Source organism: Symbiopectobacterium purcellii (assembly GCF_052050035.1).
GTDB classification, from domain to species: Bacteria; Pseudomonadota; Gammaproteobacteria; order Enterobacterales; family Enterobacteriaceae; genus Symbiopectobacterium; species Symbiopectobacterium purcellii_A.
Genome location: NZ_CP189882.1, coordinates 2,922,792 through 2,947,462, shown reverse-complemented (window position 1 = coordinate 2,947,462; position 24,671 = coordinate 2,922,792). Strand labels below are relative to the sequence as shown.

Genomic DNA, 24,671 nt, shown 5'->3' with positions numbered 1-24,671 from the left:
TAAGTCGTTTAGCTATATGTGGAAAAAGAAAGTGGGTTATCACCGGCGTTCAGTGGCAGAAACAGCGATGTTCCGCATAAAAACTTTGCTGGGTGGCCATCTGAGCCTGCGTGACTATGAGGCTCAAGTAGGTGAAGCCATAGCGATGGTCAAAGCGCTGAACCGTATAATGTCGCTTGGCTATATCTGATAAGGGTGCAAAAGTATCTCCGCTTGATAACAGCGTTCCGGTGCAGGTTTCACCACTTGCTGAGTTGGTTTACAGCATGTTACCGCACCCTAAAATTACGGAAATACTGGACGAGGTAAACAGCTGGACGGATTTTACGCGACATTTTTCGCATATAAAAAATGCAATTGCCCGTCCCGACACCCGCCTGTTACTTACCACTATCCTTGCGGACGGGATCAATCTTGGTCTGACCAAAATGGCAGAAGCCTGTCCCGGAGGCACCAAATCATCACTCGAGGATATTCAGGCATGGTACATCCGTTACGAAACCTATTCAGCCGCCCTTGCAGAACTGGTGAACGCGCAGGGGAAACGACCGTTAGCGGCATTCTGGGGAGACGGAACAACATCATCATCAGATGGACAGAATTTCAGAACAGGCAGTACCGGCCGCTACGCGGGGCAGGTTAACCCCAAATATGGTCAGGAGCCGGGGCTCCAGTTTTATACCCATATTTCGGATCAATACAGCCCGTTTTACACCTGCATAATCAGTCGGGTCAGGGATTCAACCCATGTGCTCGATGGCTTGCTGTACCACGAAAGCGACCTGGAAATCAGGGAGCATTACACCGATACCGCGGGTTTCACCGATCATGTCTTTGCCCTGATGCATCTGCTGGGATTTGCATTCTGTCCACGAATTCGGGATCTCCACGACAAAAAGCTGTTTATCAAAGGGAAATCGGACCAATACCCGGCGCTTCAGTCACTGATATCAACGACCAGACTGAATCTGAAAGAGATCGAAATTCACTGGCGTGAAGTGCTGCGTCTGGCGACCTCGATAAAGCAGGGAACAGTGACGGCATCCCTGATGTTGAAAAAGCTTGCCAGCTACCCCAAGCAAAACGGACTTGCCAAAGCATTGAAGGAAATTGGCCGTATTGAACGAACGCTGTTTATGCTCGACTGGTTCCGCGATCCGGCACTTCGTCGGCGGGTGCAGGCGGGACTGAATAAAGGAGAAGCCCGTAACGCGCTGGCGCGTGCGGTATTCCTGCACCGGCTGGGTGAGATCAGGGACAGAAAACGGCTTTGTTGAATAATTTAAGATACTGATTTATATAAGCATTATAAAATTTCAACGACTGATTTTTCCTCTCGGAATGCTTTTTATTGTGCTAACTATTTGATTTGTCGTTCTAACAAAATACATTCTCTGTAAATGCATTCTAACTAAAGAAGATGTAAATCAAACGGTTAAATTATTCAACAAAGCCACAGAAAACCGGAAAATCAGAGCTATCGCGCCAGTGGACTGACACTGCTGACGGCTGCTATCTCGCTGTGGAATACCGTCTATATGGAAAGAGCGGTCGATGCCCTGAAGCGTAAAGGGATGAAGATCAACGAGCAACTGCTGTCGCATTTGTCGCCGTTAGGCTGGGAGCACATCAATCTGACTGGTGATTATATCTGGAAAAGCAACAGAATACCGACATCCGGCAAGTTTCGTCGGCTGAGGCCGGTTAAAGTGGAGAGGTAAAAAAAATAACCTTAACGTACAATAATTTTCGATATCCAAACTGACCCCTGATACGGCGTTTTTACCCTAAGGGAACTGACTTCAGTCAGGTTACCCATCGCAAGGTTGCAGCGCTCGAACACCTGCTCAATACGCGAGTGGCTTTGTTGAATAATTTAAGATACTGATTTATATAAGCATTATAAAATTTCAACGACTAATTTTTCCTCTCGGAATGCTTTTTATTGTGCTAACTATTTGATTTGTGGTTCTAACAAAATACATTCTCTGTAAATGCATTCTAACTAAAGAAGATGTAAATCAAACGGTTAAATTATTCAACAAAGCCTACGCGAGTGAGAAAATGCCTGGGCTATCGCTCCCCGAATGAGGTATTTTTAACGCACTTACAGACGGTATAATGCCCTACCGTTTTGTTGACTTTCGACTGGGAATGGGGCCCGTCATCGACGGTGAAGAGGAGTTGGGCAGGTTGCGGAATATACATGGAAATGAGTATAGAGCTAGGCTCAGTTCATGCAAAGCATTGTAATGGCGAAGCAGTGACGCTCGCCCTGTAAGGGCGCTACGTTCACTCGTCGAATCAATGACAACTTCCGGACGCTGTGAAAAGAATTTTCAAGTTAACTGTGTAAATATCAGATATATCTCATATTATGGATAATTAAAATATATTATAAAGACACTTGAAGATTAAAGATATTATACTAAACAAAGTGGTAAGATTGAAATTTTGCATTTATTGTTTCAATAAACATGACATCCAAAGGAGAATTTACTATGAAAAAATTATTTCTTTTGTCAGTAATAACTGCAGCTATTTTCTCAACACAGGTTATGGCGAAAATGTCTTCAGAAAGAAAAAATCCTGAACATCAGAATGTGACTGATTCTAAGAGCACACAAAAAGGAGGCGTAAAATCTTATCCCCCCGAACATGGTTCTGGATTTATTACCCCAGAAAAACCTCATAAAAAATGAGTCAGCGTTAGTTAAACATGCTACCGCTTTAACAGTTGCTCCGTAAAGCTTGGTTTTATTGAGGCGCGGAGCGCTGTTGCTCGTCAAAAAGAGTGATCAACGGCGTTGCTGGTATAGCAGATGACGGCACCAGACTTAGCGCAGCGGATAAAAAATCTCATTGTAGTCCTGTCACGCATTCAACGAGAGCGTTAGTTGAAAACGGAGGTAAGGCATGTAGCTTCATGAGTTAATGAACCCGCACTATTCTGATAATCCCTGTCTTCTTTTTTACAGAAAACTCGATGTGCAGTTGCCGCTCATTCGGTGCGGACAGAATGTGGTTATCAGCAGCAGCCACGCTGTCGTGGAGACTCTTCTGAGCGACCGACGGGGCGGTAAGAGAGTGTAAAATGATCTGTGTAAATGGCATTTTGAGGAAAACCTTCAGAGGACAAAAAATGCCTATCAACAACGAACTTATTGACCAACTGCTTCAGGATTGCCACTCCCCTCAGGAGCTTGTGGGTGAATCATGCCTACTCAAGGATCTGACTAAATGACTGGCGGAACGGGTTCTTTAAGCTGAGATGGAGATACACCTTGGGTATGCTAAGCATGACCCGGCAGGTAATCATTCAGGCAACTCCCGCAATGGCAAGACATCCAAGAGCGTACGTAGCCAAAATGGGGCGCTCGAGCTCGATATTCCGCGCGACCGCAACAGTACCTTCGAGCCGACACTGATCGGTAAGCACGAAAAGCAGCTTAACGGCTTCGATGACCGCATTATTTCTCTCTATTCCAGAGGGCTATCAACCCGTGATATTCAGGCTCACTTTAAAGAAGTCTACGGGGCCGATGTTTCCGCTGGCTTCATTTCTCAAGTGACCAATGCCGTGATGGATGACGTTAAGCGCTGGCAGCAACGGCCGCTGGATGCGTTTTATCCCATTGTTTACCTTGACTGTATTGTGGTCAAAAGCCAGGACGGCGGAGCCGTGACCAACAAGTCTGTTTACTTGGCTCTAGGCATCAACGGCCAGGGCGAAAAAGAGCTGCTGGGGCTATGGATAGCCAAAACCGAGGGGGCCAAGTTCTGGTTATCTGTAATGACAGAACTGAAAAATCGTGGGCTACAGGACATCTTCATCGCCTGCTGAGATGGCCTGAAGGGCTTTCCTGATGCCATTGAAGCTGTTTACCCGCATACGCAGGTACAGCTCTGCATCGTGCATCAGGTGCGGAACTCGCTGCGCTACGTCGGCTGGAAAGAGCGTAAAGCCGTTGCTGCTGACCTCCGCACTATCTATAGTTCCGCAACGCTAGAGGGCGCTGAAGAGGCCCTGGATGCCTTCGCGGCCAAATGGGATGAGCAGTTCCCGACGATCAGCCCATCGTGGAGAAATAATTGGGAACGTCTCATCGTCATTTTTGATTTTCCGCCGGAGATCCGCAAGGTTATCTACACCACCAACGCGATAGAGTCGTTAAATGCTTCATTGCGCAAGATAACGAAAACGCGACGAATATTTCCAACGGATGACTCGGTGCTAAAATTATTCTATCTAGCCTTGCATAATATCTCGGCTAGATGGACCCTACCAATCAGAGACTGGAAACCGGCTATGAGCCAATTCATGTTGATGTATGGAGATCGGATTTCCGGTTAAGCGATGGAGCCATTTACACGAAATTCTTTACAGACTCGGCGGTAAAAATTATATGACCCGCGTCCGTCTGCGTTTTGGTGACGATGCTGCTAGGCTGTGTCCCTTAATTACGTAACCGGGCGTAAAACAAGCGGATGCAGCCCAGTTTCACCATTGCTAGATAGTTTCTTGCCGTTTTTTCATAACGTGTGGCAATCCGTCTATATTCCTTTAAACGGCCAAAACATCTTTCTACAACGTTGCGACGGCGATAAGCATCACGATAAAGTTGTGAGCGTCCATCTGAAGCCAGTTTTTCATTTGATTTTCGGGGAATAACCGCTCTTATCCCTTTTCTTTTCAACTCGTTACGGAGTGCATTGCCAGAGTAGGCTTTGTCAGCCAGTACCGCATGACCACGACGCTTCATGCTACCGTTCTGCCGTTGCACGCCAATGCCGTCCAGGAGTCGTAACGCGAACAGGCTTTCGTGAGCCTGCCCAGCACTCAGTACGATATTTAGCGGGATGCCACTTCCTTCAGTCGCCATGTGGATTTTGGTGCCATAACCACCTCGTGAGCGACCCAGGCTGTTATCGTTGGTAATATCGGGATGTTTTTTTGAGCGCCAGCCGCACATTTGAGCGCACGGATATTGCTGCCATCCAGCGCAGTGGCTGACCAGTCAACAAGTCCATGAGCATCAAGAAATGAAAGTAACTTATTAAAAATAATGTTAATAACTCCAGACTTTGACCATCTATTGAAACGGTTATAAACGGTTTTCCATGGGCCGTAACGTTCAGGTAAATCACGCCATGGGGCACCTGAACACAGTATCCAGAACATGCCGTTGAGGATTTTGCGATGTTCTGCCCATGGCCGGCCTGCCTGCGGAGATGTCAAAACGGTTGGTAACAAGGGCTCAATGATTGCCCATGCTTCATCAGAAAGATCGTAGCGAGCCATAATCCAAAGTGTCTTAGAAACAGATGGATACTATAGCTCAAGCAATTAAGGGACACAGCCTAGGATGCCTGTATTCAGGAGAACGAACAGGAAGTTTCTCGTCCTTAGTCCGCCTGAGCACCCCCCATGTCAGGGTAGTTGTCGCCTCTGAGTGAAAAAAATCTAGGGGGCTGGAGAAGCTGTTTGTAGTGGTCAACTAAATTTGGCCACCCTACCTGACTGTTGATGGAACAGCCGTTCTGATTCATTTGGTGTTAACCCACCGTTATACCAGTGAGGTCTGACATCGCTATAATAATGAGTTATGTAGCGAATAATGGATGATTGAGCAGTACTAAAGCTTTGGTAGCCAGTCGTTGGCACCCATTCAGTCTTCAGACTACGGAAGAATCGCTCCATCGGACTATTATCCCAACAATTTCCTCTGCGACTCATACTTTGGGTCATCTGATAACGCCACAATGCCTGCCTATACTGACGACTGGTGTAATGGCTTCCTTGGTCACTATGAAACATGACTTGTTTGGGATGCCCACGCAGTTCCCAAGCCATTTGTAGTGCTTTGGCTGTTAATTCTGAATCTGGCGAAAACGACATTGCCCAACCCACGGGTTTTCGGGCAAATAAATCTAATACCACCGCCAGATACGCCCATCGGTCGCCTGTCCAAATATAGGTTACATCGCCGCACCAAACCTGGTCAGGCTTGGTAACAGCGAACTGCCTATTGAGCAGATTTGGAATATCAATACGTTCATTTCCACCGCGGTTGTATTGATGTTTTCTTGTTTGGCAACTAACGAGGGTTAATTCTTTCATCAACTTACCCGCTAACCACCGCCCAAGTTTCACGTCGTGTGTATTGGTAACCATCGTGGCGATAGTCCTTGCGCCCGCAGACCCGCCACTAACGTTCCACGCTTCGCTGACCAGGCTACGTTTTATCTTCCGCTCAATATCTGGCTCCTTAGGTCGACACCAATAGCGATAACTGCTTCGGTGAACATTAAAAATACGACACAACGCTTTCACTGGATAAAGCGCTCTTAGCTTTTCAACTACCGAGAATTTTTCAGTGAGTCGGACATTAAGAGCGCAGTAGCCTTTTTTAAGATGGCATTCTCCATTTCCAGTCGGTGGGTTTTTTTCTTCATTTCTCTGAACTCAATTTGTTCAGGTGTTAATGGCAGAACAGGCGATGTTTTCCCTTGACGTTCTAAACGAAGGGCTCTTACCCACCGGCTAATCGCTGAAAGACTGACGTTAATGGCTTTCGCGGCTTCCTGGTAGGTATAATTTTGGTCAAGGACTAATTTGGCGGTTTCACATTTAAATTCAGCAGTAATTATTTTACTCATTTTGGCACCTATAAAAATTATGAGGTAAGCATATCACCTCTACTTAGGTGGCCAAATTCAGTATGCCACTACAGTTTTCTGGCGCACGATTCTTGCTCAGTACGCCTGCCTTACGTTTCTCTCTTAGCCGGTAGTTTGATCTGGCCCAGACTTGGTGGACACGCCCTTAAGAGAGGACTTGTCGTTCAAATACCATCGGGCTGACATAGCCCAGCGTGCTATGCCGCCGTTTCTGATTGTAATCCACCTCAATGTATAGCTAAGCGACATTATTTTGATAACAGCCAGCTATGCTTCTTTGCCACATATCAGGGCATCGGCTGTAATCATTTTTAAGTCGGTTGGCTATAGTTAAACACCTCAGATTTCATGGTTTCCCGGTCAGGAAAGTGTTCGCCGTGGATCAGCTCCACCTTCAAACTGTGAAAAAAACTTTCAGCACACGCGTTATCATAATAGTTGCCTTTTCCACTCATGCTACATGTTAATTTACTGATTTTAATTAACTTCTGATAATCATCAGAACAGTACTGACTGCCACGATCCGAGTGGACGATGACGCCCTCTGGGGAACCCCGTCGGCTCAGGGCCATCTGCAGGGCATCGCAGACCAGGCCGACTTCATCCTTACCGACATTAAGCGTGTTGCTTAATAGTGAAATAAGGGTGTTTCGGTGATTGAAGTAAATTTTACGCTGTTCTGAGATGGAAATTCCAAAGACCGGCGCTAAGGAGTAAGAAGGTATCATCAATAAAGGGTCTACGATTCCGTAAAATTTGGGTCATGCAACCGAGGCGCTTGATACCCGCGATGGCGTCTTCAACTGTAATACGGATGCCCGAGATTATTTTATTTTCTTGTTTTTGTTCAGGCGATAAAGGTCTTTTTCGAGTTCCTTTTTTTGGGATTTGTGTATTAGGATGCTGTTTATCTATACCTTGAAAACCGGTATCTGCCCAGATGGTTACCTCAGGAGGAATATGGCGAATTATATCGACTTTATCGAGTAAGCGTTTATCGTGACGGCGCCCATTTTTGCTCATGGGGATAAATCCAATTTGCCTTGTTTCGTCAGTCATAATAAGCCCTTTTCGAGTGGTCTGTCTTTTCTTTCCCGAATACATTTTTTTTCGCCGACGCAGATTCTTAGGCTTTTGGACAGGTCGCTCTGTCCCATCAATAAAGACGTCTTTAACTCCAGGAAAGGCGCGAAAAAATTCCTCAGCAGAGCGAATTTGACGAGCGGGCAAAACACATTCTCGCCCCAAGGTCATCTCTAAAACCGGCAATAATATTTTTACCCAGCGACATACCCGTGTTCTATCTAAACCAAAAAGAAGTCCTTGCAAATCATAGGTCGGATAACATTTTAAATACAATAAAATAAAAAGCAGTTTATCTAATGGGGTTGGGATAAATACTTTCTGCCCTGCACCCATCTGCCGCTCGTGATCTTTTCGATTCTTTTTCCGATAAATCAAATAACAAGCTGAAAATTCAGCGGCTAAATTTTTCAATTCTTCGACTGATAATCCAATGATTGCTTTACATAAACGATTATCTCGTAACAACCGCTCTTTGTTGATCATTTCAAACCTTTATTCTCTAAGTTAAACCTCTTCTTATTCTCAATAGCCTGACAAAAAATGCAAGTCTCTATTCAGCAACTAGTTTATTGACCATCCCACAACGGCTCGTGAAAATAAATCAATTATTACAGCCAGATAAACCCAACCCGCTTCCGTCCATAAGTAAGTGATGTCACCGACCCATTTCTGGTTCGGGGGGCTTTGTTGAATAATTTAACCGTTTGATTTACATCTTCTTTAGTTAGAATGCATTTACAGAGAATGTATTTTGTTAGAACGACAAATCAAATAGTTAGCACAATAAAAAGCATTCCGAGAGGAAAAATTAGTCGTTGAAATTTTATAATGCTTATATAAATCAGTATCTTAAATTATTCAACAAAGCCGGTTCGGGGCTGATGCTGTGAAATCCTGCTGTAGCAGATTCGGCGCCACCGGACGATTATGCTTCGAATCTGTTGTCACCCTGAATTTTTTTGCCGCTTTCGCCTTCAGCCCCTGCCGGCGCAGGCTGGCAGCGATGGTTTTGCGATTGTAATGATATAGTTAAACGACTTAATTTTGATTACATTATTTAAATGAGCTATTCAATTGATTTTAGACGTAAAGTGATATCTACACGGGCTTTGTTGAATAATTTAACATGCTGATTTACATAATTATTATAACACTTCAACAACTAAGTTTTCCAGCCGTAATGCTTTTTATTGTGCTAACTACTTGATTTGTCGTTCTAACAAAATACAGTCTCTGTACATGCATTCTACCTAAAGAAGATGTAAATCAAACGGTTAAATTATTCAACAAAGCCATCTACACGGAAAAACGAACGGTTGAGTATCCGAGAAACAGCGAAGCAATTTCGGATTGGCCCTGCCTCTGTATCGCGTTGGATTAATCAAATAGAGTCAAAAGCATCGACCACGCGTCAGCGAAAGATCGATAAATCCGAGTTGATAAAAGATGTTGAACAATAAACTAGTTGCTGAATAGAGACTTGCATTTTTTGTCAGGCTATTGAGAATAAAAAGAGGTTTAACTTAGAGAATAAAGGTTTGAAATGATCAACAAAGAGCGGTTGTTACGAGATAATCGTTTATGTAAAGCAATCATTGGATTATCAGTCGAAGAATTGAAAAATTTAGCCGCTGAATTTTCAGCTTGTTATTTGATTTATCGGAAAAAGAATCGAAAAGATCACGAGCGACAGATGGGTGCAGGGCAGAAAGGATTTATCCCAACCCCATTAGATAAACTGCTTTTTATTTTATTGTATTTAAAATGTTATCCGACCTATGATTTGCAAGGACTTCTTTTTGGTTTAGATAGAACACGGGTATGTCGCTGGGTAAAAATATTATTGCCGGTTTTAGAGATGACCTTGGGGCGAGAATGTGTTTTGCCCGCTCGTCAAATTCGCTCTGCTGAGGAATTTTTTCGCGCCTTTCCTGGAGTTAAAGACGTCTTTATTGATGGGACAGAGCGACCTGTCCAAAAGCCTAAGAATCTGCGTCGGCGAAAAAAAATGTATTCGGGAAAGAAAAGACAGACCACTCGAAAAGGGCTTATTATGACTGACGAAACAAGGCAAATTGGATTTATCCCCATGAGCAAAAATGGGCGCCGTCACGATAAACGCTTACTCGATAAAGTCGATATAATTCGCCATATTCCTCCTGAGGTAACCATCTGGGCAGATACCGGTTTTCAAGGTATAGATAAACAGCATCCTAATACACAAATCCCAAAAAAAGGAACTCGAAAAAGACCTTTATCGCCTGAACAAAAACAAGAAAATAAAATAATCTCGGGCATCCGTATTACAGTTGAACACGCCATCGCGGGTATCAAGCGCCTCGGTTGCATGACCCAAATTTTACGGAATCGTAGACCCTTTATTGATGATACCTTCTTACTCCTTAGCGCCGGTCTTTGGAATTTCCATCTCAGAACAGCGTAAAACTTACTTCAATCACCGAAACACCCTTATTTCACTATTAAGCAACACGCTTAATATCCAGATGCTTACCAAAAAGAACGTGCAGAGCGTTTTGGCGTTTGTCAGAAGGCCATTTGGCAAGCGCTTAAAAAGCTGGGATTGACCTATAAAAAAAACTCTACGTCATCCGAAAGCCGACGAAAACGCCCGGCAGGGATTTCAACAAAAAAAACAACAGTATGAAAAAGAAGGTAAACCTATTGTTTTTATTGATGAAAGTGGTTTTTCACACGATACCCCACGGACTCACTGCTATTCCCCAAAAGGTCAACGGTGTTTTGGCCTGAAGAACTGGGGAGCTAGGGGAAGAACAAATGTTATCGGCGCTTTATTAGGCACAACGCTGTTTGCTATCGGATTATTTGATATCAATATTAACAGCGATGTTTTCTATGCCTGGGTCACACAAGTCCTTATCCCAGTACTCCCTAAAAACAGTGTAATCATGATGGACAATGCCACTTTTCACAAAAAACATAATATTCAACAAGTCATCATCGATGCAGGGTATATGGTGGAGTATTTGCCTACATATTCGCCAGATCTTAACCCAATTGAGCATAAATGGGCACAAGCAAAAAGCAAAAAAAGAGAGATGGGTTGCGATACAGAGAGTTTGTTCTCAGTCCATATGGTGTAATCAAAATTAAGTCGCTTGGCTATAACCTGCTGTAAAGTGGGGTTATGGACACCTCATACACCGATGAAAATGCCCGTCTCAGGGCGCAGCTGCTGGAGCAGCAGACCACCTTCCGCAAAATGGCGGAGTATAACCGCCTGCTCTCGCAGCGGGTGACGGCGTACGCCAGCGAAATCAACCGGCTGAATGCGCTGGTCGCGAAGCTGCAGCGCATGCAGTTCGGTAAAAGCTCCGAAAAGCTGCGTGAGAAAACGGCGCGTCAGGTGCGCGAGGCCGAAGAGCGCATCGGTGCCCTGCAGGAGGAAATGGCGGAGGTGCTGGGCGAGCAGCATGACCCGGCACTCCCGCAGCCGCTGCGCCAGTCTTCCGCCCGCAAACCTCTGTCGCCTAACTTCCCCGCGAAACCCGCACGCTGTCGCCGGCATAAACCGCCTGTCCGGCGTGCGGCGGTGACCTCAGCCCGCTGGGCTGCGACGTGTCAGAGCAGCTGGAGCTTATCAGCAGCGCCTGTAAGGTTATCGAAACCCGGCGGCCGAAGCTGGCCTGCTGGCGCGTATCGTCACGGCGAAGTTCGCGGAGCACACGCCTCATTACCGCCAGTCGGAGATATACCGTCGTCAGGGCGTGGAGCTGAGTCGCGCCACGCTGGGTCGCTGGTCCGGAGCGGTCAGCGAACTGCTGGAGCCACTGAACGACCTGCTGCGCCGGTACGTACTGATGCCGGGCAAGGTGCATGCCGACGATATCCCTGTACCGGTGCAGGAGCCGGGCAGCGGCAAAACGCGCACGGCCCGGCTGTGGGTGTACGTGCGGGACGACCGCAACGCGGGCTCACAGCTTCCACCGGCGGTCTGGTTCGCGTACTCGCCGGACCGGAAGGGCGTGCACTGGTCAAGTAAATCAGGACACTTTTTTCTCAGCCATTTGTTCATAACGCACCGGAGACAGATCCCCGTTAGCGGCATGATGCCTGTCTAGGTTGTAGTAGCGGATATACGTCGCCACATCATGCTCCATGTAAGCCCGTGTTGGCTGGGGTACCAGCAGCAACCATTCATGTTTCAGACTGCCCCAGAAGCGCTCCATCACCGCATTATCCCAGCAGGCACCCACGTCTCCCATACTGCTCCTCAGCCTGTAGCTGCTCAGCAGCGCCTGAAAGCGTTGTCCCGTGTACTGCGCCCCCCTGTCCGTATGCACCACCAGGCCCGGCGGGCGAGTTCGCAGGTTATATGCCTTCATCAGGGCCCCGCAGACCAGCGATGAGGTCATCCGTCTGTCCACCTGCCAGCCCACTATCTGCCGGGAGTACAAATCCATAATAGCCGCCAGATACAGCCAGCCTTCACCGGTCTTCAGATACGTGATGTCACTCGCCCACACCTGATTTGGCACCGGCGGGTTAAAATTCTGGTTCAGCAGGTTTGGGGCCACCTCTGCACCCGGGCGGGGTTTTGTCGTGACCTTATAAGTCCGGCGCTGTCGGCAGACCAACCCCTCTTCCTGCATGAGTTTCCTCACCCGCCAGCGGCTGATTATGATGCATTCTCCACGAAGCCTTTTGACCAGCGTCCGGCTTCCTGCTCCCTGCCTGCTGGCGGCGAACAGCGCCTTTAACCTGACCCGGACCTCCACGTCTTTTTGCAGCGGTTCGGCGGGCTTTTTTCGCCATGCATACCAGGCAGAGGCCGTCACACGCATGACCCGACAGAGTGTACGAACGCTGAAGTCAGTGGCATTGTCGAGAATGAACCGGTATCTCACGACATATGTTTCGCGAAGAAGGCACTCGCCTTTTTTAGTATCTCCTTCTCTGTACGTAACTCTTTGTTTTCCTTTTGTAACCGTTTTAACTCTGCACGTTCATCATCGCTGAGTACGCCGTTGCTCTGCTCGCGTGCCAGCGAGACCCATGTATGCAGGGTTTTGTTGCTTATGCCCAGCGATGCTGCTGCCCTGGCTATCGTATAGCCCTGCTCTGTTACCAGGGCAACGGCTTCCTTTTTAAACTCAGGGGTAAATTGTCGTTTATGGTTCACTAAACACCTCCGTTTTGGATGTAAGTTTAGTGTCCTGATTATTCAACCACTACAATCATTATCCGCTCGGTAAAAAAACAACCGCTCCGCCTTTATACTGGAAATTATATTTTCACGCTCCGAATAAATAGCCTGAGGAAAAGAAAGGCGCACAGGATGCTTTATCTCCCTTTTTCAAAGAGGGATTAATGCAATTCTGTGGGGATATCGCTGCACAGTAACAGTGCAGCCGCCCACTGCATTGCACTAAAATCGACGATCATTCTTCAAAAGGGGTAAACACAGGAGTACATTAGGCAGGTTATGCTATTTCATCGCGAAATACGCTTTTCCTGAAAAAGGTTCGCTCTATCTATGATGTCTCCCATTGAGAAGTCTAAAAAGCTGGATAATGTTTGCTATGACATTCGCGGCCCGGTGCTAAAAGAAGCCAAGCGCCTGGAAGAAGAAGGAAATAAAGTACTCAAACTGAACATCGGCAACCCTGCGCCGTTCGGTTTCGATGCACCGGATGAAATTCTGGTCGATGTCATCCGTAATTTACCGACTGCGCAAGGTTACTGCGACTCCAAAGGACTTTATTCCGCGCGTAAGGCCATTGTGCAGCATTATCAGGCACGTGGAATGCGTGAAATGACGCTGGAAGATGTGTATATCGGCAACGGCGTCTCCGAACTGATCGTGCAATCTATGCAAGCGTTGCTCAACACGGGCGACGAGATGCTGGTTCCGGCACCGGATTATCCGCTGTGGACCGCCGCAGTCTCATTATCCAGTGGGCATGCGGTGCACTATCTGTGTGATGAAGAAGCCGGATGGTTCCCCGATCTGGACGACATTCGCAGCAAGATCACCCCCCGCACGCGCGGCATTGTGATCATCAACCCCAACAACCCTACCGGTGCCGTCTACAGCAAAGAGCTGCTGATGGAAATCGTGGAAATTGCACGCCAGCACAACCTGATTATTTTTGCCGACGAGATCTACGACAAAATTCTGTACGACGAGGCGCAGCATAACTCCATCGCCGCACTGGCGCCGGATCTGCTGACGGTAACCTTTAATGGTTTATCTAAAACTTACCGGGTAGCCGGCTTCCGTCAAGGATGGATGGTGCTGAACGGCCCGAAAAAGCACGCCAAAGGCTATATCGAAGGCTTGGAAATGCTGGCGTCAATGCGTCTGTGTGCCAACGTGCCGATGCAACACGCCATTCAGACTGCGCTGGGCGGTTATCAGAGCATCAGTGAGTTCATCCACCCCGGTGGCCGCTTGTATGAGCAGCGTCTGCGCGCTTGGGAGCTGATCAACCAGATCCCCGGCGTCTCCTGTGTCAAACCGCAAGGCGCGCTTTACATGTTCCCACGTATCGATGCCAAGCGTTTCAATATCCATGATGACCAAAAAATGGTGTTGGATCTGCTGCTGCAAGAAAAAGTGCTGCTGGTACAAGGTACCGCGTTTAACTGGCCACACCCGGATCACGTGCGTATCGTCACGCTGCCGCGCGTGGATGAGCTGGATTCCGCTATTCACAAGCTGGGCCGTTTCTTATCGCACTACCATCAGTAACCCCTCTTGTTTACATCACGCCTGCGCCTCATTTTACACGATGCGCAGGCGTTTACATCCTTCCCGAGAGCGGCCACAATGTCTGATTATGGTACTGCAGTCTGAGAGAGCATGATGAATCAGAGTCACTTTTTCGCCCACTTGTCCCGTTTGAAACTGATTAGCCGCTGGCCGCTGATGCGCAACGTGCGCACTGAAAACGTGTCTGAGCACAGCCTTCAGGTGGCTTTTGTTGCTCACGCGCTGGCGGTGATCAAAAACCGCAAATTCAACGGCAACCTAAATGCAGAACGCATCGGAATGCTGGCAATGTACCACGATGCCAGCGAGGTGCTGACCGGGGACATGCCGACCCCTATCAAATATTTCAATGCGCAGATCGCCCATGAGTATAAGAAGATAGAAAAGCTGGCGCAGCGCAGCCTGATTGCCATGTTGCCGCCCGAATTACAGCAGGATTATCGCCAACTGATTGACGACAGTTGCTGTAGTGAAGAAGAGCACGCCATCGTCAAACAGGCGGATGCCCTGTGCGCTTACCTGAAATGTCTTGAAGAGCTTTCAGCCGGTAACAGCGAGTTCGCCCTTGCCAAAACCCGACTGGAAAAGACGCTGCAACAGCGCCAAAGCCCGGAGATGGACTACTTCATGGAGGTGTTTATCCCGAGTTTTAGCCTGTCGCTGGATGAGATTAGTCAGGGTTCCACCCTGTAAGTCGATATCAGCGCGCAACGCTGGCGTTGATATCGGTATTTCTGTTCGTGCAGTTAAGGTTTCGTGCGCGAAAACCTGCGTGATTATCTGCACATCAAGGTGCGCGCGCCGACATGGGGCGGCTCAATCGCCGTCGCCCCATGGCCCCTGGCTTTTCGCAAGAAATTGTGCCGCTGCGCGGTTCCCTCGGCGTCTGTGTCCGCTATTCGAGTCGTCAACGACGCGCTCCCGGCGCGGCGCTGCCTTTCGCCGCGTCCATGCGGCTCACCCGGCGGCCCCGCTCACCTCGGCACAATTTTTTATGCGAATCCTCAAAAAACCTAAAACCTGTAATTAGAACCCATATAGCCACGGCACCATTATCACGCTGACAATCATCACCAACACGGTGAACGGCACACCCACTTTCACGAAATCACCAAAGAGGTAGCCGCCCGGACCGAGCAACAGCGTATTAACCGGTGACGAAACCGGTGTCATGAATGCCGCAGAGGCGTCAATAGCCACAATCATGGCAAAGGGATACGGCGAGACCCCCATCTGTTTTGCCGCAGCGGTAGCTACCGGTGCCATCAATACAGCGGTGGCGGTGTTGGAAATAAAGAGTCCGATCGTCGCACACAGCACAAACAGGCACACCAGCATCACCTGTGGCCCTGCTCCGCCGGCAATGTCCATCAGTCCGTTAACAATCAGCGTCACACCGCCGGTTTGCTGAAGCGCCAACGCAAACGGCATCATCCCGACGATCAAAATCAGGCTCGGCCAGTGGATTGCACGGTAAGCGCTCTCCATATCGATGCAGCGAAATTTGCCCATTAGCAAACAGGCAATCAACGCGGCAATCGCATTGGGGATCTCGTCGGTCAGCATCATGGCGACCATCAGCGCCAGACAGAACAGCGCGTGCGGAGCCTGACTCACCGCGGGCGCAACATCATCCACTTCGGCAGGCAGGTTCAACACCAGCATCACGTGCTTTTGCGATTGCAGTTGGCCGATCATACGCCAATCGCCAATCACCAGCAGGATATCTCCCAGTTGTAGCGGTTCGTCGGCCAGCAATCCGTCCATCGCCCCACCGTTGCGGCGGATACCAACCACGGAAAGCCCATAGCGGCTGCGGAAGCCTACGTCATAAAGCGTCTTGCCAATCAGTTCAGAGTCAGGGATCAGCGACACTTCAGCCATCCCGACATCGCGCGCCTGTTCGGAAAAGTACTCACCGCGCAGCGCCATTGGTTCCAAGCGCTGCGAGGCGCAAAATTCACGCAAATCAACCTCAGAGGCTGACATATCGATCAGCAACACATCGTTTAAACGCAGTTCGGTGTTGCCCGCCACGCTGACCATCACGCGACGGAACTTACGCCAGCTTTCAATCCCCACCACGTTAGCACCGTAGCGCTGGCGCAACCGCAAATCGTCAAGGCGGTGGCCAATAAAAGGTGAACGCGGCAGTATCGCCAAACGACGCGCCCTGCCCGTCAGTTTATAATCGCTTATCAGATCGCGGAACGTCTTGCGCTTCCACCCCTCTTTGTTCGCCGCTAGCGGATCAACGCCGCTCAGCCAGAATCGAGCCACCAGCATGTAAGCGATGCCCAGCAACAGCACCACGATACCAATCGGCGTGACGCTGAAAAAGCCGAAACCGTGGTTGCCGTCACGCATCAGTTCATTGCTTACCACCATATTGGGCGGCGTCGCCACCAGCGTCATCATCCCGCTGATCAGGCCGGCAAAACTGAGCGGCATCATCAGCCGCCCTGGTGAGGTTTTCATTTTGGCCGATACGCTCAGCACCACAGGGATAAAGATCGCCACCACGCCAGTGGAACTCATAAAAGCGCCCAGCGCCGCCACGGTCAGCATCAGCATTTTGATCTCACTGTTGCCCGCAACGCGAATCAGCCACTCCCCGACCTGATAGGCCACACCGGTTCTGACCAGCCCTTCGCCAATAACAAACAGTGCGGCAATAAGGATAACGTTGGGGTCGCTGAAGCCGACTAGCGCATACGACAGCGTTAAGGTACCGCTCTCAGTAGAGACTGTAAAATAATCTGTGTAAATGGCATTTTGAGGAAAACCTTCAAAGGATAACAAAATGCCTATCAGCAACGAACTTATTGACCAACTGCTTCAAGATTGTCACTCCCCTCAGGATCTGCTAGGTGAATCAGGCCTACTCAAGGTGCTGACTAAAAGACTGGCGGAACGGGTTCTTGAAGCTGAGATGGAGATGCACCTTGGGTATGCTAAGCATGACCCGGCAGGTAATCATTCAGGCAACTCCCGCAATGGCAAGACATCCAAGAGCGTACGTAGCCAAAATGGGGAGATCGAGCTCGATATTCCGCGCGACCGCAACAGTATAGCTAAGCGACATTATTTTGATAACAGCCAGCTATGCTTCTTTGCCACATATAGCTAAACGACTTAATTTTGATTACATTATTTAAATGAGCTATTCAATTGATTTTAGACGTAAAGTGATATCTACACGGAAAAACGAAGGGTTGAGTATCCGAGAAACAGCGAAGCAATTTCGGATTGGCCCTGCCTCTGTATCGCGTTGGATTAATCAAATAGAGTCAAAAGCATCGACCACGCGTCAGCGAAAGATCGATAAATCCGAGTTGATAAAAGATGTTGAACAATATCCAGATGCTTACCAAAAAGAACGTGCAGAGCGTTTTGGCGTTTGTCAGAAGGCCATTTGGCAAGCGCTTAAAAAGCTGGGATTGACCTATAAAAAAAACTCTACGTCATCCGAAAGCCGACGAAAACGCCCGGCAGGGATTTCAACAAAAAAAACAACAGTATGAAAAAGAAGGTAAACCTATTGTTTTTATTGATGAAAGTGGTTTTTCACACGATACCCCACGGACTCACGGCTATTCCCCAAAAGGTCAACGGTGTTTTGGCCTGAAGAACTGGGGAGCTAGGGGAAGAACAAATGTTATCGGCGCTTTATTAGGCACAACGCTGTTTGCTATCGGATTATTTGATATCAATATTAACAGCGATGTTTTCTATGCCTGGGTCACACAAGTCCTTATCCCAGTACTCCCTAAAAACAGTGTAATCATGATGGACAATGCCACTTTTCACAAAAAACATAATATTCAACAAGTCATCATCGATGCAGGGTATATGGTGGAGTATTTGCCTACATATTCGCCAGATCTTAACCCAATTGAGCATAAATGGGCACAAGCAAAAAGCAAAAAAAGAGAGATGGGTTGCGATACAGAGAGTTTGTTCTCAGTCCATATGGTGTAATCAAAATTAAGTCGCTTGGCTATATCAGGGCATCGGCTGTAATCATTTTTAAGTCGGTTGGCTATACCTTCGAGCCGACACTGATCGGTAAGAACGAAAAACAGCTTAACGGCTTCGATGACCGCATTATTTCTCTCTATTCCAGAGGGTTATCAACCCGTGATATTCAGGCACACTTTAAAGAAGTCTACGGGGTCGATGTTTCCGCTGGCTTCATTTCTCAAGTGACCAATGCTGTGATGGATGACGTTAAGCGCTGGCAGCAACGGCCGCTGGATGCGCTTTATCCCATTGTTTACCTTGACTGTATTGTTGTCAAAAGCCAGGACGGCGGAGCCGTGGCCAACAAGTCTGTTTATCTGGCCCTCGGCGTCAACGGCCAGGGCGAAAAAGAGCTGCTGGGGCTATGGATAGCCAAAACTGAGGGGGCCAAGTTCTGGTTATCTGTGATGACAGAACTGAAAAATCGTGGGCTAAAGGACATCTTCGTCGCCTGCTGCGATGGCCTGAAAGGCTTTCCTGATGCCATTTAAGCTGTTTACCCGCATACGCGGGTACAGCTCTGCATTGTGCATCAGGTGCGGAACTCGCTGCGCTACGTCGGCTGGAAAGAGCGTAAGGCCGTTGCTGCTGACCTGCGCACCATCTATAGTTCCGCAACGCTAGAGGGCGCTGAAGAGGCCCTGGATGCCTTCGCGGCCAAATGGGATGAGCAGTTCCCGACGATCAGCCCGTCGTGGAGAAATAATTGGGAACGTCTCATCGTCATTTTTGACTTTCCGCCGGAGATCCGCAAGGTTATCTACACCACCAACGCAATAGAGTCGTTAAATGCTTCATTGCGCAAGATAACGAAAACGCGACGAATATTTCCAACGGATGACTCGGTGATAAAATTACTCTATCTAGCCTTGCATAATATCTCTGCTAAATGGACCTTGCCAATCAGAGACTGGAAACCTGCTATGAGCCAATTCATGTTGATGTATGGAGAACGAATCTCCGGTTAAGCAATGGAGCCATTTACACAAAATTCTTTACAGACTCAAATAAAATAATCTCGGGCATCCGTATTACAGTTGAACACGCCATCGCGGGTATCAAGCGCCTCGGTTGCATGACCCAAATTTTACGGAATCGTAGACCCTTTATTGATGATACCTTCTTACTCCTTAGCGCCGGTCTTTGGAATTTCCATCTCAGAACAGCGTAAAATTTACTTCAATCACCGAAACACCCTTATTTCACTATTAAGCAACACGCTTATTGATGATGGTGCGACACACGTCTTCACTGAGTTCGCCAAATTCCCGATCCAACTCACGCATTTGCAGCCCATAGCCGCGCTCGACGATGGTTTGCAGCCGACGATAGCGTTCTGCATTGTCCGGATCCATCATCGTCATCATTTTGTATTGATTCGAAAGGATCAATCTCTGGGCATTCGTCATTTCCATCGTGCTCTCCTGAACCTCTATAGTACCGGCCTGACGCCGCTGACTCGTTTAACCTGATATCAGAATCGCATACCCCCAAGTGGGAAGATAGCGCTAGCCTCCGGTTTTTTGATTTAAAACAGAGGGGAAGGACAAAATAATGCTATTCACACACAAAGGGTGAAAACGGTCACAGATCGTCTAAAAAGGTTTTGTCCAGCTGTTTAAAAGCACGTTTCAGCACGTCGGCCAGCATCTGATAAGTGGGTTTACCTTCAATCGGCGCTAGCGCCAACCCTGCCTCTTGCAGTTTAAGGCGAAGATCGTGGAACCATTCGGAAAGCGTTGGCGGTAACGGCGATACCGAACGGCGACCTAACCACCACAGTCCCTGTAACGGCAGGCTACAGGCAAACAGTGCGGTCGCCACCGCAGGCCCCAGTTGGCCGCCCAGCGCAATCTGCCAGGTTAAGGTGAACACGGCCAGCGGTGGCATAAAACGAATGCCAAACTGGGTAGCGCGTACTACGCGGTTTTCAGGAAAAACAGGCGCCAGACGTTTATCCAGCGGCCAGGTTTTCATATAATGCTGCCCGTAATGGAGTACACGCCATCCCCCGCGTTTGTCAGTTGGTTGAGGTTTCATGGCGACTTCTTTGTTACCGTTTCAGTTATTACCATTTTCAATTGCATCATCAACATAACAGATAAAAAATAAAATCCTAAAACAAGCCAACAACTCTATTTGATAAACTTAAAATATATTTTGTGTTTGCCTGACGCTATCGGTATCCTACCTCGGCGTAGGTCGCCATCTATACTAAAGTAGTCATGTCACTAAACCAACGTGGTCATGCTACATGCCAGAATAACGATCCTTTCACCGTCGTACTTGATGATGAATGCCGTTTTCAACTGTATTAACTACAGCATAGGCAAAAACAGGGGACCATTGGTGCGGGCGCGACATTTATCGCCTTATTTTTCGCCACATACTTTTTAGGGCCGATATGTCATCTTCGCACGCCGTGCATCCAGTATGCTATGCGAATAGGCCATATCGGCGCTTTTTCATGGTCATGTCAGGGAAATCACACCGTGCCATGACGTTAGTCATAAATGTCAGCGGCTGTTTAGGCTACGCTACGCGCTGTTTGACATTTGTTCACCATGTATAACAAGTAGGTACTTCCATGTCGAGTAAGTTAGTACTGGTTCTTAACTGCGGTAGTTCATCCCTGAAGTTCGCTATCATCGATGCTGTTAACGGGGAAGAGTACCTGTCAGGTCTGGCCGAGTGTTTCCACCTTCCTGAAGCCCGTCTCAAATGGAAAATGGATGGTGCCAAGCAGGAAGCTGCGTTGGGCGCAGGCGCTGCACACAGCGAAGCGTTGAACTTCATCGTTAACACCATTCTGGCACAGAAACCGGAACTCTCCGCGCAACTGGTTGCTATCGGTCACCGTATCGTACACGGCGGCGAGAAATTCACCCAGTCTGCCGTGATCAACGACGACGTACTGCAAGGCATCAAAGATTCCGTGCCGTTCGCGCCGCTGCACAACCCGGCTCACCTGATTGGTATCGACGAAGCGCTGAAATCATTCCCGGCGTTGGCAAACAAAAACGTTGCCGTATTCGACACCGCATTCCACCAGACCATGCCGGAAGAATCCTACCTGTATGCGCTGCCGTACAAACTGTACTCCGAGCATCACGTTCGCCGCTATGGCGCGCACGGCACCAGCCACTTCTTTGTGACCCAACAGGCCGCAGAAGCGCTGAACAAGCCGGTTGACGAAGTTAACCTGATCACTTGCCACTTGGGCAACGGCGGTTCAGTAACGGCAGTGCGTAACGGTAAGTGTGTTGATACCTCCATGGGTCTGACCCCGCTGGAAGGTCTGGTCATGGGCACCCGCAGCGGTGACATCGACCCGGCGATCATCTTCCACCTGCACGATTCTCTGGGCATGAGCGTTGAGGCTATCAACAAACTGCTGACCAAAGAATCTGGTCTGCTGGGCCTGACCGAAGTCACCAGCGACTGCCGCTATGTTGAAGATAACTACACCACCAAGGCAGATTCCAAACGTGCGATGGACGTGTATTGCCACCGTCTGGCCAAATACATCGGTGCCTACAGTGCGCTGATGGAAGGCCGTCTGGACGCCGTTATCTTCACCGGCGGTATCGGTGAAAACGCTGCTATGGTACGTGAACTGACGCTGAACAAACTGGGCCTGCTGGGCTTTGAAGTCGACCACGAACGCAACCTGGCTGCTCGCTTCGGCAACGGCGGCAACATCAGCAAAGAGGGCTGCCGCCCTGCGCTGGTGATCCCGACCAACGAAGAGTTGGTTATCGCGCAAGACGCCCTGCGTCTCACCGCGTAAGACAAGTAATCCCACACCGTCAGCCAAGGCTGACGGTGTCGTTTCTGACCAAGCTGTTTTTGACTCAGCGAGCAAACGTAAAGAGGTTTAGCCGTGTCCCGTACAATCATGTTGATCCCCACTGGCACCAGCGTTGGTCTGACAAGCGTCAGCCTGGGTGTCATTCGTTCCATGGAACAAAAAGGCGTGCGCCTGAGCGTGTTTAAACCGATCGCGCAACCGCGTTCTGGCGACAATACGCCGGATCAGACCACCACTATCATCCGCGCTAACTCAGCCATCACTGCGGCTGAACCGTTGAAAATGAGCCACGTTGAAGCGCTGCTCAGTTCCAACCAGCAAGACGTGCTGATGGAAGAGATCATCGCCAACTACCACGAAAACACTAAAGATGCAGAAGTGGTGTTGGTAGAAGGTCTGGTGCCGACGCGCAAACATCAGTTTGCCAACGCGCTGAACTATGAAATCGCCAAAACCCTGAACGCAGAAATCGTGTTCGTTATCGCACTGTGCAACGACTCTCCGGACCAGCTGAAAGAGCGCATCGAACTGGCTAGCAGCAGCTTTGGCGGCAGCAAGAACAAAAACATTACTGGCGTTATCATCAATAAACTGAATGCCCCGGTGGATGAGCAAGGTCGTACCCGTCCTGATTTATCCGAAATCTTCGACGATTCCAGCAAAGCAGACGTGCCGAACGTCGATCCGAAACTACTGTTTGCCAACAGCCCGTTGCCGGTGCTGGGCTGCGTGCCGTGGAGCTTCGATCTGATCGCCACTCGCGCTATCGACATGGCAAAACACCTGAATGCCCGCATCATCAATGAAGGCGAGATTCAGACCCGTCGTGTGAAAACCGTGACCTTCTGTGCGCGCAGCATCCCGCACATGTTAGAACATTTCCGTCCGGGTTCCCTGCTGGTGACCTCAGCGGATCGTCCTGACGTGCTGGTCTCCGCGTGCCTGGCGGCCATGAACGGCGTTGAAATCGGTGCCGTGCTGCTGACTGGCGGTTATGAAATCGATGCCAGCATCGCCAAACTGTGCGAACGCGCCTTCCAGACTGGCCTGCCGGTATTTATGGTAGACACCAACACCTGGCAGACCTCGCTCAGCCTGCAAAGCTTCAGCCTGGAAGTACCGGCTGACGACAGCGAACGCGTTGAGAAAGTCCAAGACTACGTGGCTCGCCACATCGACAGCCAGTGGATCGAGTCCCTGAGCGCCGCGTCTGAGCGTTCTCGTCGTCTGTCTCCACCGGCATTCCGCTATCAGTTGACCGAACTGGCACGCCAGGCGGGCAAACGCGTTGTGCTGCCGGAAGGCGACGAACCGCGTACCGTGAAAGCCGCTTCTATCTGTGCCGAACGTGGTATTGCACACTGCGTACTGCTGGGTAACCCGGAAGAGATCCAACGCGTTGCTGCTGCACAGGGTGTTGAACTGGGCAAAGGCATCGAGATTGTCGATCCGGAAGCGGTTCGCGAACGCTATGTTCCGCGTCTGGTTGAGCTGCGTAAGAGCAAAGGCATGACCGAAGTGGTTGCGCGTGAGCAACTGGAAGACAACGTAGTGCTGGGCACCTTGATGTTGGAACAAGGCGAAGTTGACGGTCTGGTTTCCGGTGCCGTTCACACTACCGCTAACACCATCCGTCCGCCGTTGCAGCTGATCAAAACCTCTCCGGGCAGTTCACTGGTCTCTTCTGTGTTCTTTATGCTGCTGCCGGAACAAGTGTTTGTCTACGGTGACTGCGCCATCAACCCGGATCCGACCGCCGAACAACTGGCCGAAATTGCGATTCAGTCCGCTGATTCCGCCGCCGCGTTTGGTATCGATCCGCGCGTTGCCATGATCTCCTACTCCACCGGGAACTCCGGTGCGGGCAGCGACGTGGAAAAAGTGCGTGAAGCTACCCGTCTGGCACAGGAAAAACGCCCAGACCTGGTGATCGATGGTCCGTTGCAATACGACGCCGCCGTAATGGCCGACGTTGCAAAATCCAAAGCGCCGAATTCACCGGTTGCAGGCCAAGCTACCGTGTTCATCTTCCCGGATCTGAACACCGGTAACACCACGTACAAAGCGGTACAGCGTTCTGCTGACCTGATCTCCATCGGACCAATGCTGCAAGGCATGCGCAAGCCGGTGAACGATCTGTCCCGTGGCGCACTGGTAGACGATATCGTTTACACCGTTGCCCTGACTGCCATTCAGGCTACCCAGCAGTAATTTCGGGTAACCCACGGCGAGTGGCAAACCGCCACTTCAGCACCCATCCCCTCGCAACGCAGGTTGCGGGGGGATTTTTTTTACATCAATCCCGCTCACACGCGC

Annotated in this window: 18 protein-coding genes and 12 pseudogenes; 19 read left to right on the top strand and 11 right to left on the bottom strand. The window is 49.2% G+C overall.

Translation table 11 applies throughout. The features are described 5' to 3' along the window. Positions 1 to 16 precede the first annotated feature (16 nt). The 4 genes and pseudogenes from ACQGXV_RS20440 to ACQGXV_RS20425 form a co-directional block, all read left to right on the top strand. Positions 17 to 190: pseudogene (locus tag ACQGXV_RS20440) on the top strand (IS5/IS1182 family transposase); the annotation flags it as partial. Then, positions 183 to 1,262, top strand: a pseudogene (locus ACQGXV_RS20435) (Tn3 family transposase); the annotation flags it as partial. The pseudogenes ACQGXV_RS20440 and ACQGXV_RS20435, both read left to right, overlap by 8 nt. Positions 1,263 to 1,457: 195 nt before the next feature. Continuing rightward, positions 1,458 to 1,746: pseudogene (locus ACQGXV_RS20430) on the top strand (Tn3 family transposase); the annotation flags it as partial. A 755-nt stretch (positions 1,747 to 2,501) separates the two neighbouring features. Further along, a complete protein-coding gene (locus ACQGXV_RS20425; protein ID WP_440862945.1) occupies positions 2,502 to 2,702 on the top strand; it encodes a hypothetical protein in 201 nt (66 codons plus the stop codon). Between the two features lie 229 nt (positions 2,703 to 2,931). Here ACQGXV_RS20425 and ACQGXV_RS20420 read toward each other — a convergent pair whose 3' ends face one another. Next, positions 2,932 to 3,114, bottom strand: a complete 183-nt coding sequence (locus tag ACQGXV_RS20420; RefSeq protein WP_440862944.1) for a hypothetical protein — start codon at positions 3,112 to 3,114, stop codon at positions 2,932 to 2,934. 28 nt (positions 3,115 to 3,142) lie between these two features. Between ACQGXV_RS20420 and ACQGXV_RS20415 the strand changes: the two are divergent. Then, a pseudogene (locus tag ACQGXV_RS20415) lies at positions 3,143 to 4,354 on the top strand (IS256 family transposase). A gap of 103 nt (positions 4,355 to 4,457) precedes the next feature. On the opposite strand, the gene ACQGXV_RS20410 reads toward ACQGXV_RS20415, so the two are convergent. From ACQGXV_RS20410 to ACQGXV_RS20385, 6 genes and pseudogenes are all read right to left on the bottom strand, one after another. After that, positions 4,458 to 5,302, bottom strand: a protein-coding gene (locus ACQGXV_RS20410) for an IS5 family transposase (protein ID WP_440862943.1) whose coding sequence is annotated in 2 segments (ribosomal slippage) — positions 4,458 to 4,957 and positions 4,957 to 5,302 — 846 coding nt in all. Because the reading frame shifts where the segments join, the coding sequence is not laid out codon by codon here. Between the two features lie 192 nt (positions 5,303 to 5,494). After that, positions 5,495 to 6,660, bottom strand: a protein-coding gene (locus ACQGXV_RS20405) for an IS3 family transposase (RefSeq protein ID WP_440862942.1) whose coding sequence is annotated in 2 segments (ribosomal slippage) — positions 5,495 to 6,417 and positions 6,417 to 6,660 — 1,167 coding nt in all. Because the reading frame shifts where the segments join, the coding sequence is not laid out codon by codon here. Positions 6,661 to 6,826: 166 nt separating this feature from the next. After that, positions 6,827 to 7,274 (bottom strand): annotated as a pseudogene (locus tag ACQGXV_RS20400) (IS3 family transposase); the annotation flags it as partial. 76 nt (positions 7,275 to 7,350) lie between these two features. After that, positions 7,351 to 8,250 carry a transposase family protein gene (locus tag ACQGXV_RS20395; protein WP_440862941.1) on the bottom strand — a complete coding sequence of 300 codons (900 nt, stop codon included), beginning with the start codon at positions 8,248 to 8,250 and terminating at the stop codon, positions 7,351 to 7,353. 81 nt (positions 8,251 to 8,331) lie between these two features. Then, a pseudogene (locus ACQGXV_RS20390) lies at positions 8,332 to 8,451 on the bottom strand (DDE-type integrase/transposase/recombinase); the annotation flags it as partial. Between the two features lie 183 nt (positions 8,452 to 8,634). After that, a pseudogene (locus ACQGXV_RS20385) lies at positions 8,635 to 8,784 on the bottom strand (IS3 family transposase); the annotation flags it as partial. Between the two features lie 299 nt (positions 8,785 to 9,083). Here ACQGXV_RS20385 and ACQGXV_RS20380 point away from each other — a divergent pair. The 5 genes and pseudogenes from ACQGXV_RS20380 to ACQGXV_RS20360 form a co-directional block, all read left to right on the top strand. Next, a complete protein-coding gene (locus ACQGXV_RS20380; protein ID WP_440862940.1) occupies positions 9,084 to 9,227 on the top strand; it encodes an IS630 transposase-related protein in 144 nt (47 codons plus the stop codon). An 83-nt stretch (positions 9,228 to 9,310) separates the two neighbouring features. Beyond that, the gene (locus ACQGXV_RS20375; protein ID WP_440862939.1) at positions 9,311 to 10,210 is read left to right on the top strand and encodes a transposase family protein; all 900 of its coding nucleotides are present in this window, start codon (positions 9,311 to 9,313) and stop codon (positions 10,208 to 10,210) included. Between the two features lie 66 nt (positions 10,211 to 10,276). Then, a pseudogene (locus ACQGXV_RS20370) lies at positions 10,277 to 10,402 on the top strand (IS630 transposase-related protein); the annotation flags it as partial. Then, positions 10,356 to 10,889 carry an IS630 family transposase gene (locus ACQGXV_RS20365; protein ID WP_440867532.1) on the top strand — a complete coding sequence of 178 codons (534 nt, stop codon included), beginning with the start codon at positions 10,356 to 10,358 and terminating at the stop codon, positions 10,887 to 10,889. The pseudogene ACQGXV_RS20370 and the gene ACQGXV_RS20365, both read left to right, overlap by 47 nt. A 44-nt stretch (positions 10,890 to 10,933) precedes the next feature. Next, a pseudogene (locus tag ACQGXV_RS20360) lies at positions 10,934 to 11,777 on the top strand (IS66 family transposase); the annotation flags it as partial. A gap of 12 nt (positions 11,778 to 11,789) precedes the next feature. On the opposite strand, the gene ACQGXV_RS20355 reads toward ACQGXV_RS20360, so the two are convergent. Continuing rightward, positions 11,790 to 12,928 (bottom strand): IS3 family transposase gene (locus tag ACQGXV_RS20355; RefSeq protein WP_440862938.1). Its coding sequence is split into 2 segments (ribosomal slippage): positions 11,790 to 12,691 and positions 12,691 to 12,928, totalling 1,140 coding nucleotides; the frame shifts between segments, so codons are not numbered across the junction. A 357-nt stretch (positions 12,929 to 13,285) separates the two neighbouring features. Between ACQGXV_RS20355 and ACQGXV_RS20350 the strand changes: the two genes are divergently transcribed. Then, complete coding sequence (locus tag ACQGXV_RS20350) at positions 13,286 to 14,500, top strand: pyridoxal phosphate-dependent aminotransferase (protein WP_440867531.1); 1,215 nt, start codon at positions 13,286 to 13,288, stop codon at positions 14,498 to 14,500. A gap of 114 nt (positions 14,501 to 14,614) precedes the next feature. Next, entirely contained in the window at positions 14,615 to 15,214 is a 600-nt protein-coding gene (gene yfbR / locus ACQGXV_RS20345) for a 5'-deoxynucleotidase (RefSeq protein ID WP_264625962.1), read from the top strand. 333 nt (positions 15,215 to 15,547) lie between these two features. Here the strand turns inward: yfbR and ACQGXV_RS20340 are convergent, their stop codons facing one another. Then, complete coding sequence (locus tag ACQGXV_RS20340) at positions 15,548 to 17,338, bottom strand: SLC13 family permease (protein ID WP_440862937.1); 1,791 nt, start codon at positions 17,336 to 17,338, stop codon at positions 15,548 to 15,550. Here ACQGXV_RS20340 and ACQGXV_RS20335 point away from each other — a divergent pair. The 5 genes and pseudogenes from ACQGXV_RS20335 to ACQGXV_RS20315 all read left to right on the top strand — a co-directional run. Next, positions 17,325 to 17,588: pseudogene (locus ACQGXV_RS20335) on the top strand (transposase); the annotation flags it as partial. The gene ACQGXV_RS20340 and the pseudogene ACQGXV_RS20335 sit on opposite strands and share 14 nt — an antisense overlap. A gap of 91 nt (positions 17,589 to 17,679) precedes the next feature. After that, positions 17,680 to 18,045 carry an IS630 transposase-related protein gene (locus tag ACQGXV_RS20330; protein ID WP_440862584.1) on the top strand — a complete coding sequence of 122 codons (366 nt, stop codon included), beginning with the start codon at positions 17,680 to 17,682 and terminating at the stop codon, positions 18,043 to 18,045. Beyond that, entirely contained in the window at positions 17,969 to 18,502 is a 534-nt protein-coding gene (locus ACQGXV_RS20325; protein ID WP_440867179.1) for an IS630 family transposase, read from the top strand. Before ACQGXV_RS20330 ends, ACQGXV_RS20325 begins: the two co-directional genes overlap by 77 nt. A 65-nt stretch (positions 18,503 to 18,567) precedes the next feature. Further along, a pseudogene (locus ACQGXV_RS20320) lies at positions 18,568 to 19,512 on the top strand (IS256 family transposase); the annotation flags it as partial. Continuing rightward, on the top strand, positions 19,434 to 19,715 hold the full coding sequence (locus ACQGXV_RS20315; protein WP_440862936.1) for a hypothetical protein: 282 nt from the start codon (positions 19,434 to 19,436) through the stop codon (positions 19,713 to 19,715). The pseudogene ACQGXV_RS20320 and the gene ACQGXV_RS20315, both read left to right, overlap by 79 nt. A 52-nt stretch (positions 19,716 to 19,767) precedes the next feature. Here ACQGXV_RS20315 and ACQGXV_RS20310 read toward each other — a convergent pair. Both ACQGXV_RS20310 and yfbV read right to left on the bottom strand, forming a co-directional pair. After that, positions 19,768 to 19,959: pseudogene (locus ACQGXV_RS20310) on the bottom strand (YfbU family protein); the annotation flags it as partial. A gap of 169 nt (positions 19,960 to 20,128) precedes the next feature. Beyond that, positions 20,129 to 20,584, bottom strand: a complete 456-nt coding sequence (gene yfbV / locus ACQGXV_RS20305) for a terminus macrodomain insulation protein YfbV (protein WP_440862935.1) — start codon at positions 20,582 to 20,584, stop codon at positions 20,129 to 20,131. A 547-nt stretch (positions 20,585 to 21,131) separates the two neighbouring features. Here yfbV and ackA point away from each other — a divergent pair. After that, a complete protein-coding gene (ackA, locus tag ACQGXV_RS20300; protein WP_440862934.1) occupies positions 21,132 to 22,334 on the top strand; it encodes an acetate kinase in 1,203 nt (400 codons plus the stop codon). 93 nt (positions 22,335 to 22,427) lie between these two features. Further along, on the top strand, positions 22,428 to 24,566 hold the full coding sequence (gene pta / locus ACQGXV_RS20295) for a phosphate acetyltransferase (RefSeq protein ID WP_440862933.1): 2,139 nt from the start codon (positions 22,428 to 22,430) through the stop codon (positions 24,564 to 24,566). The last annotated feature ends 105 nt before the right edge of the window (positions 24,567 to 24,671 follow it).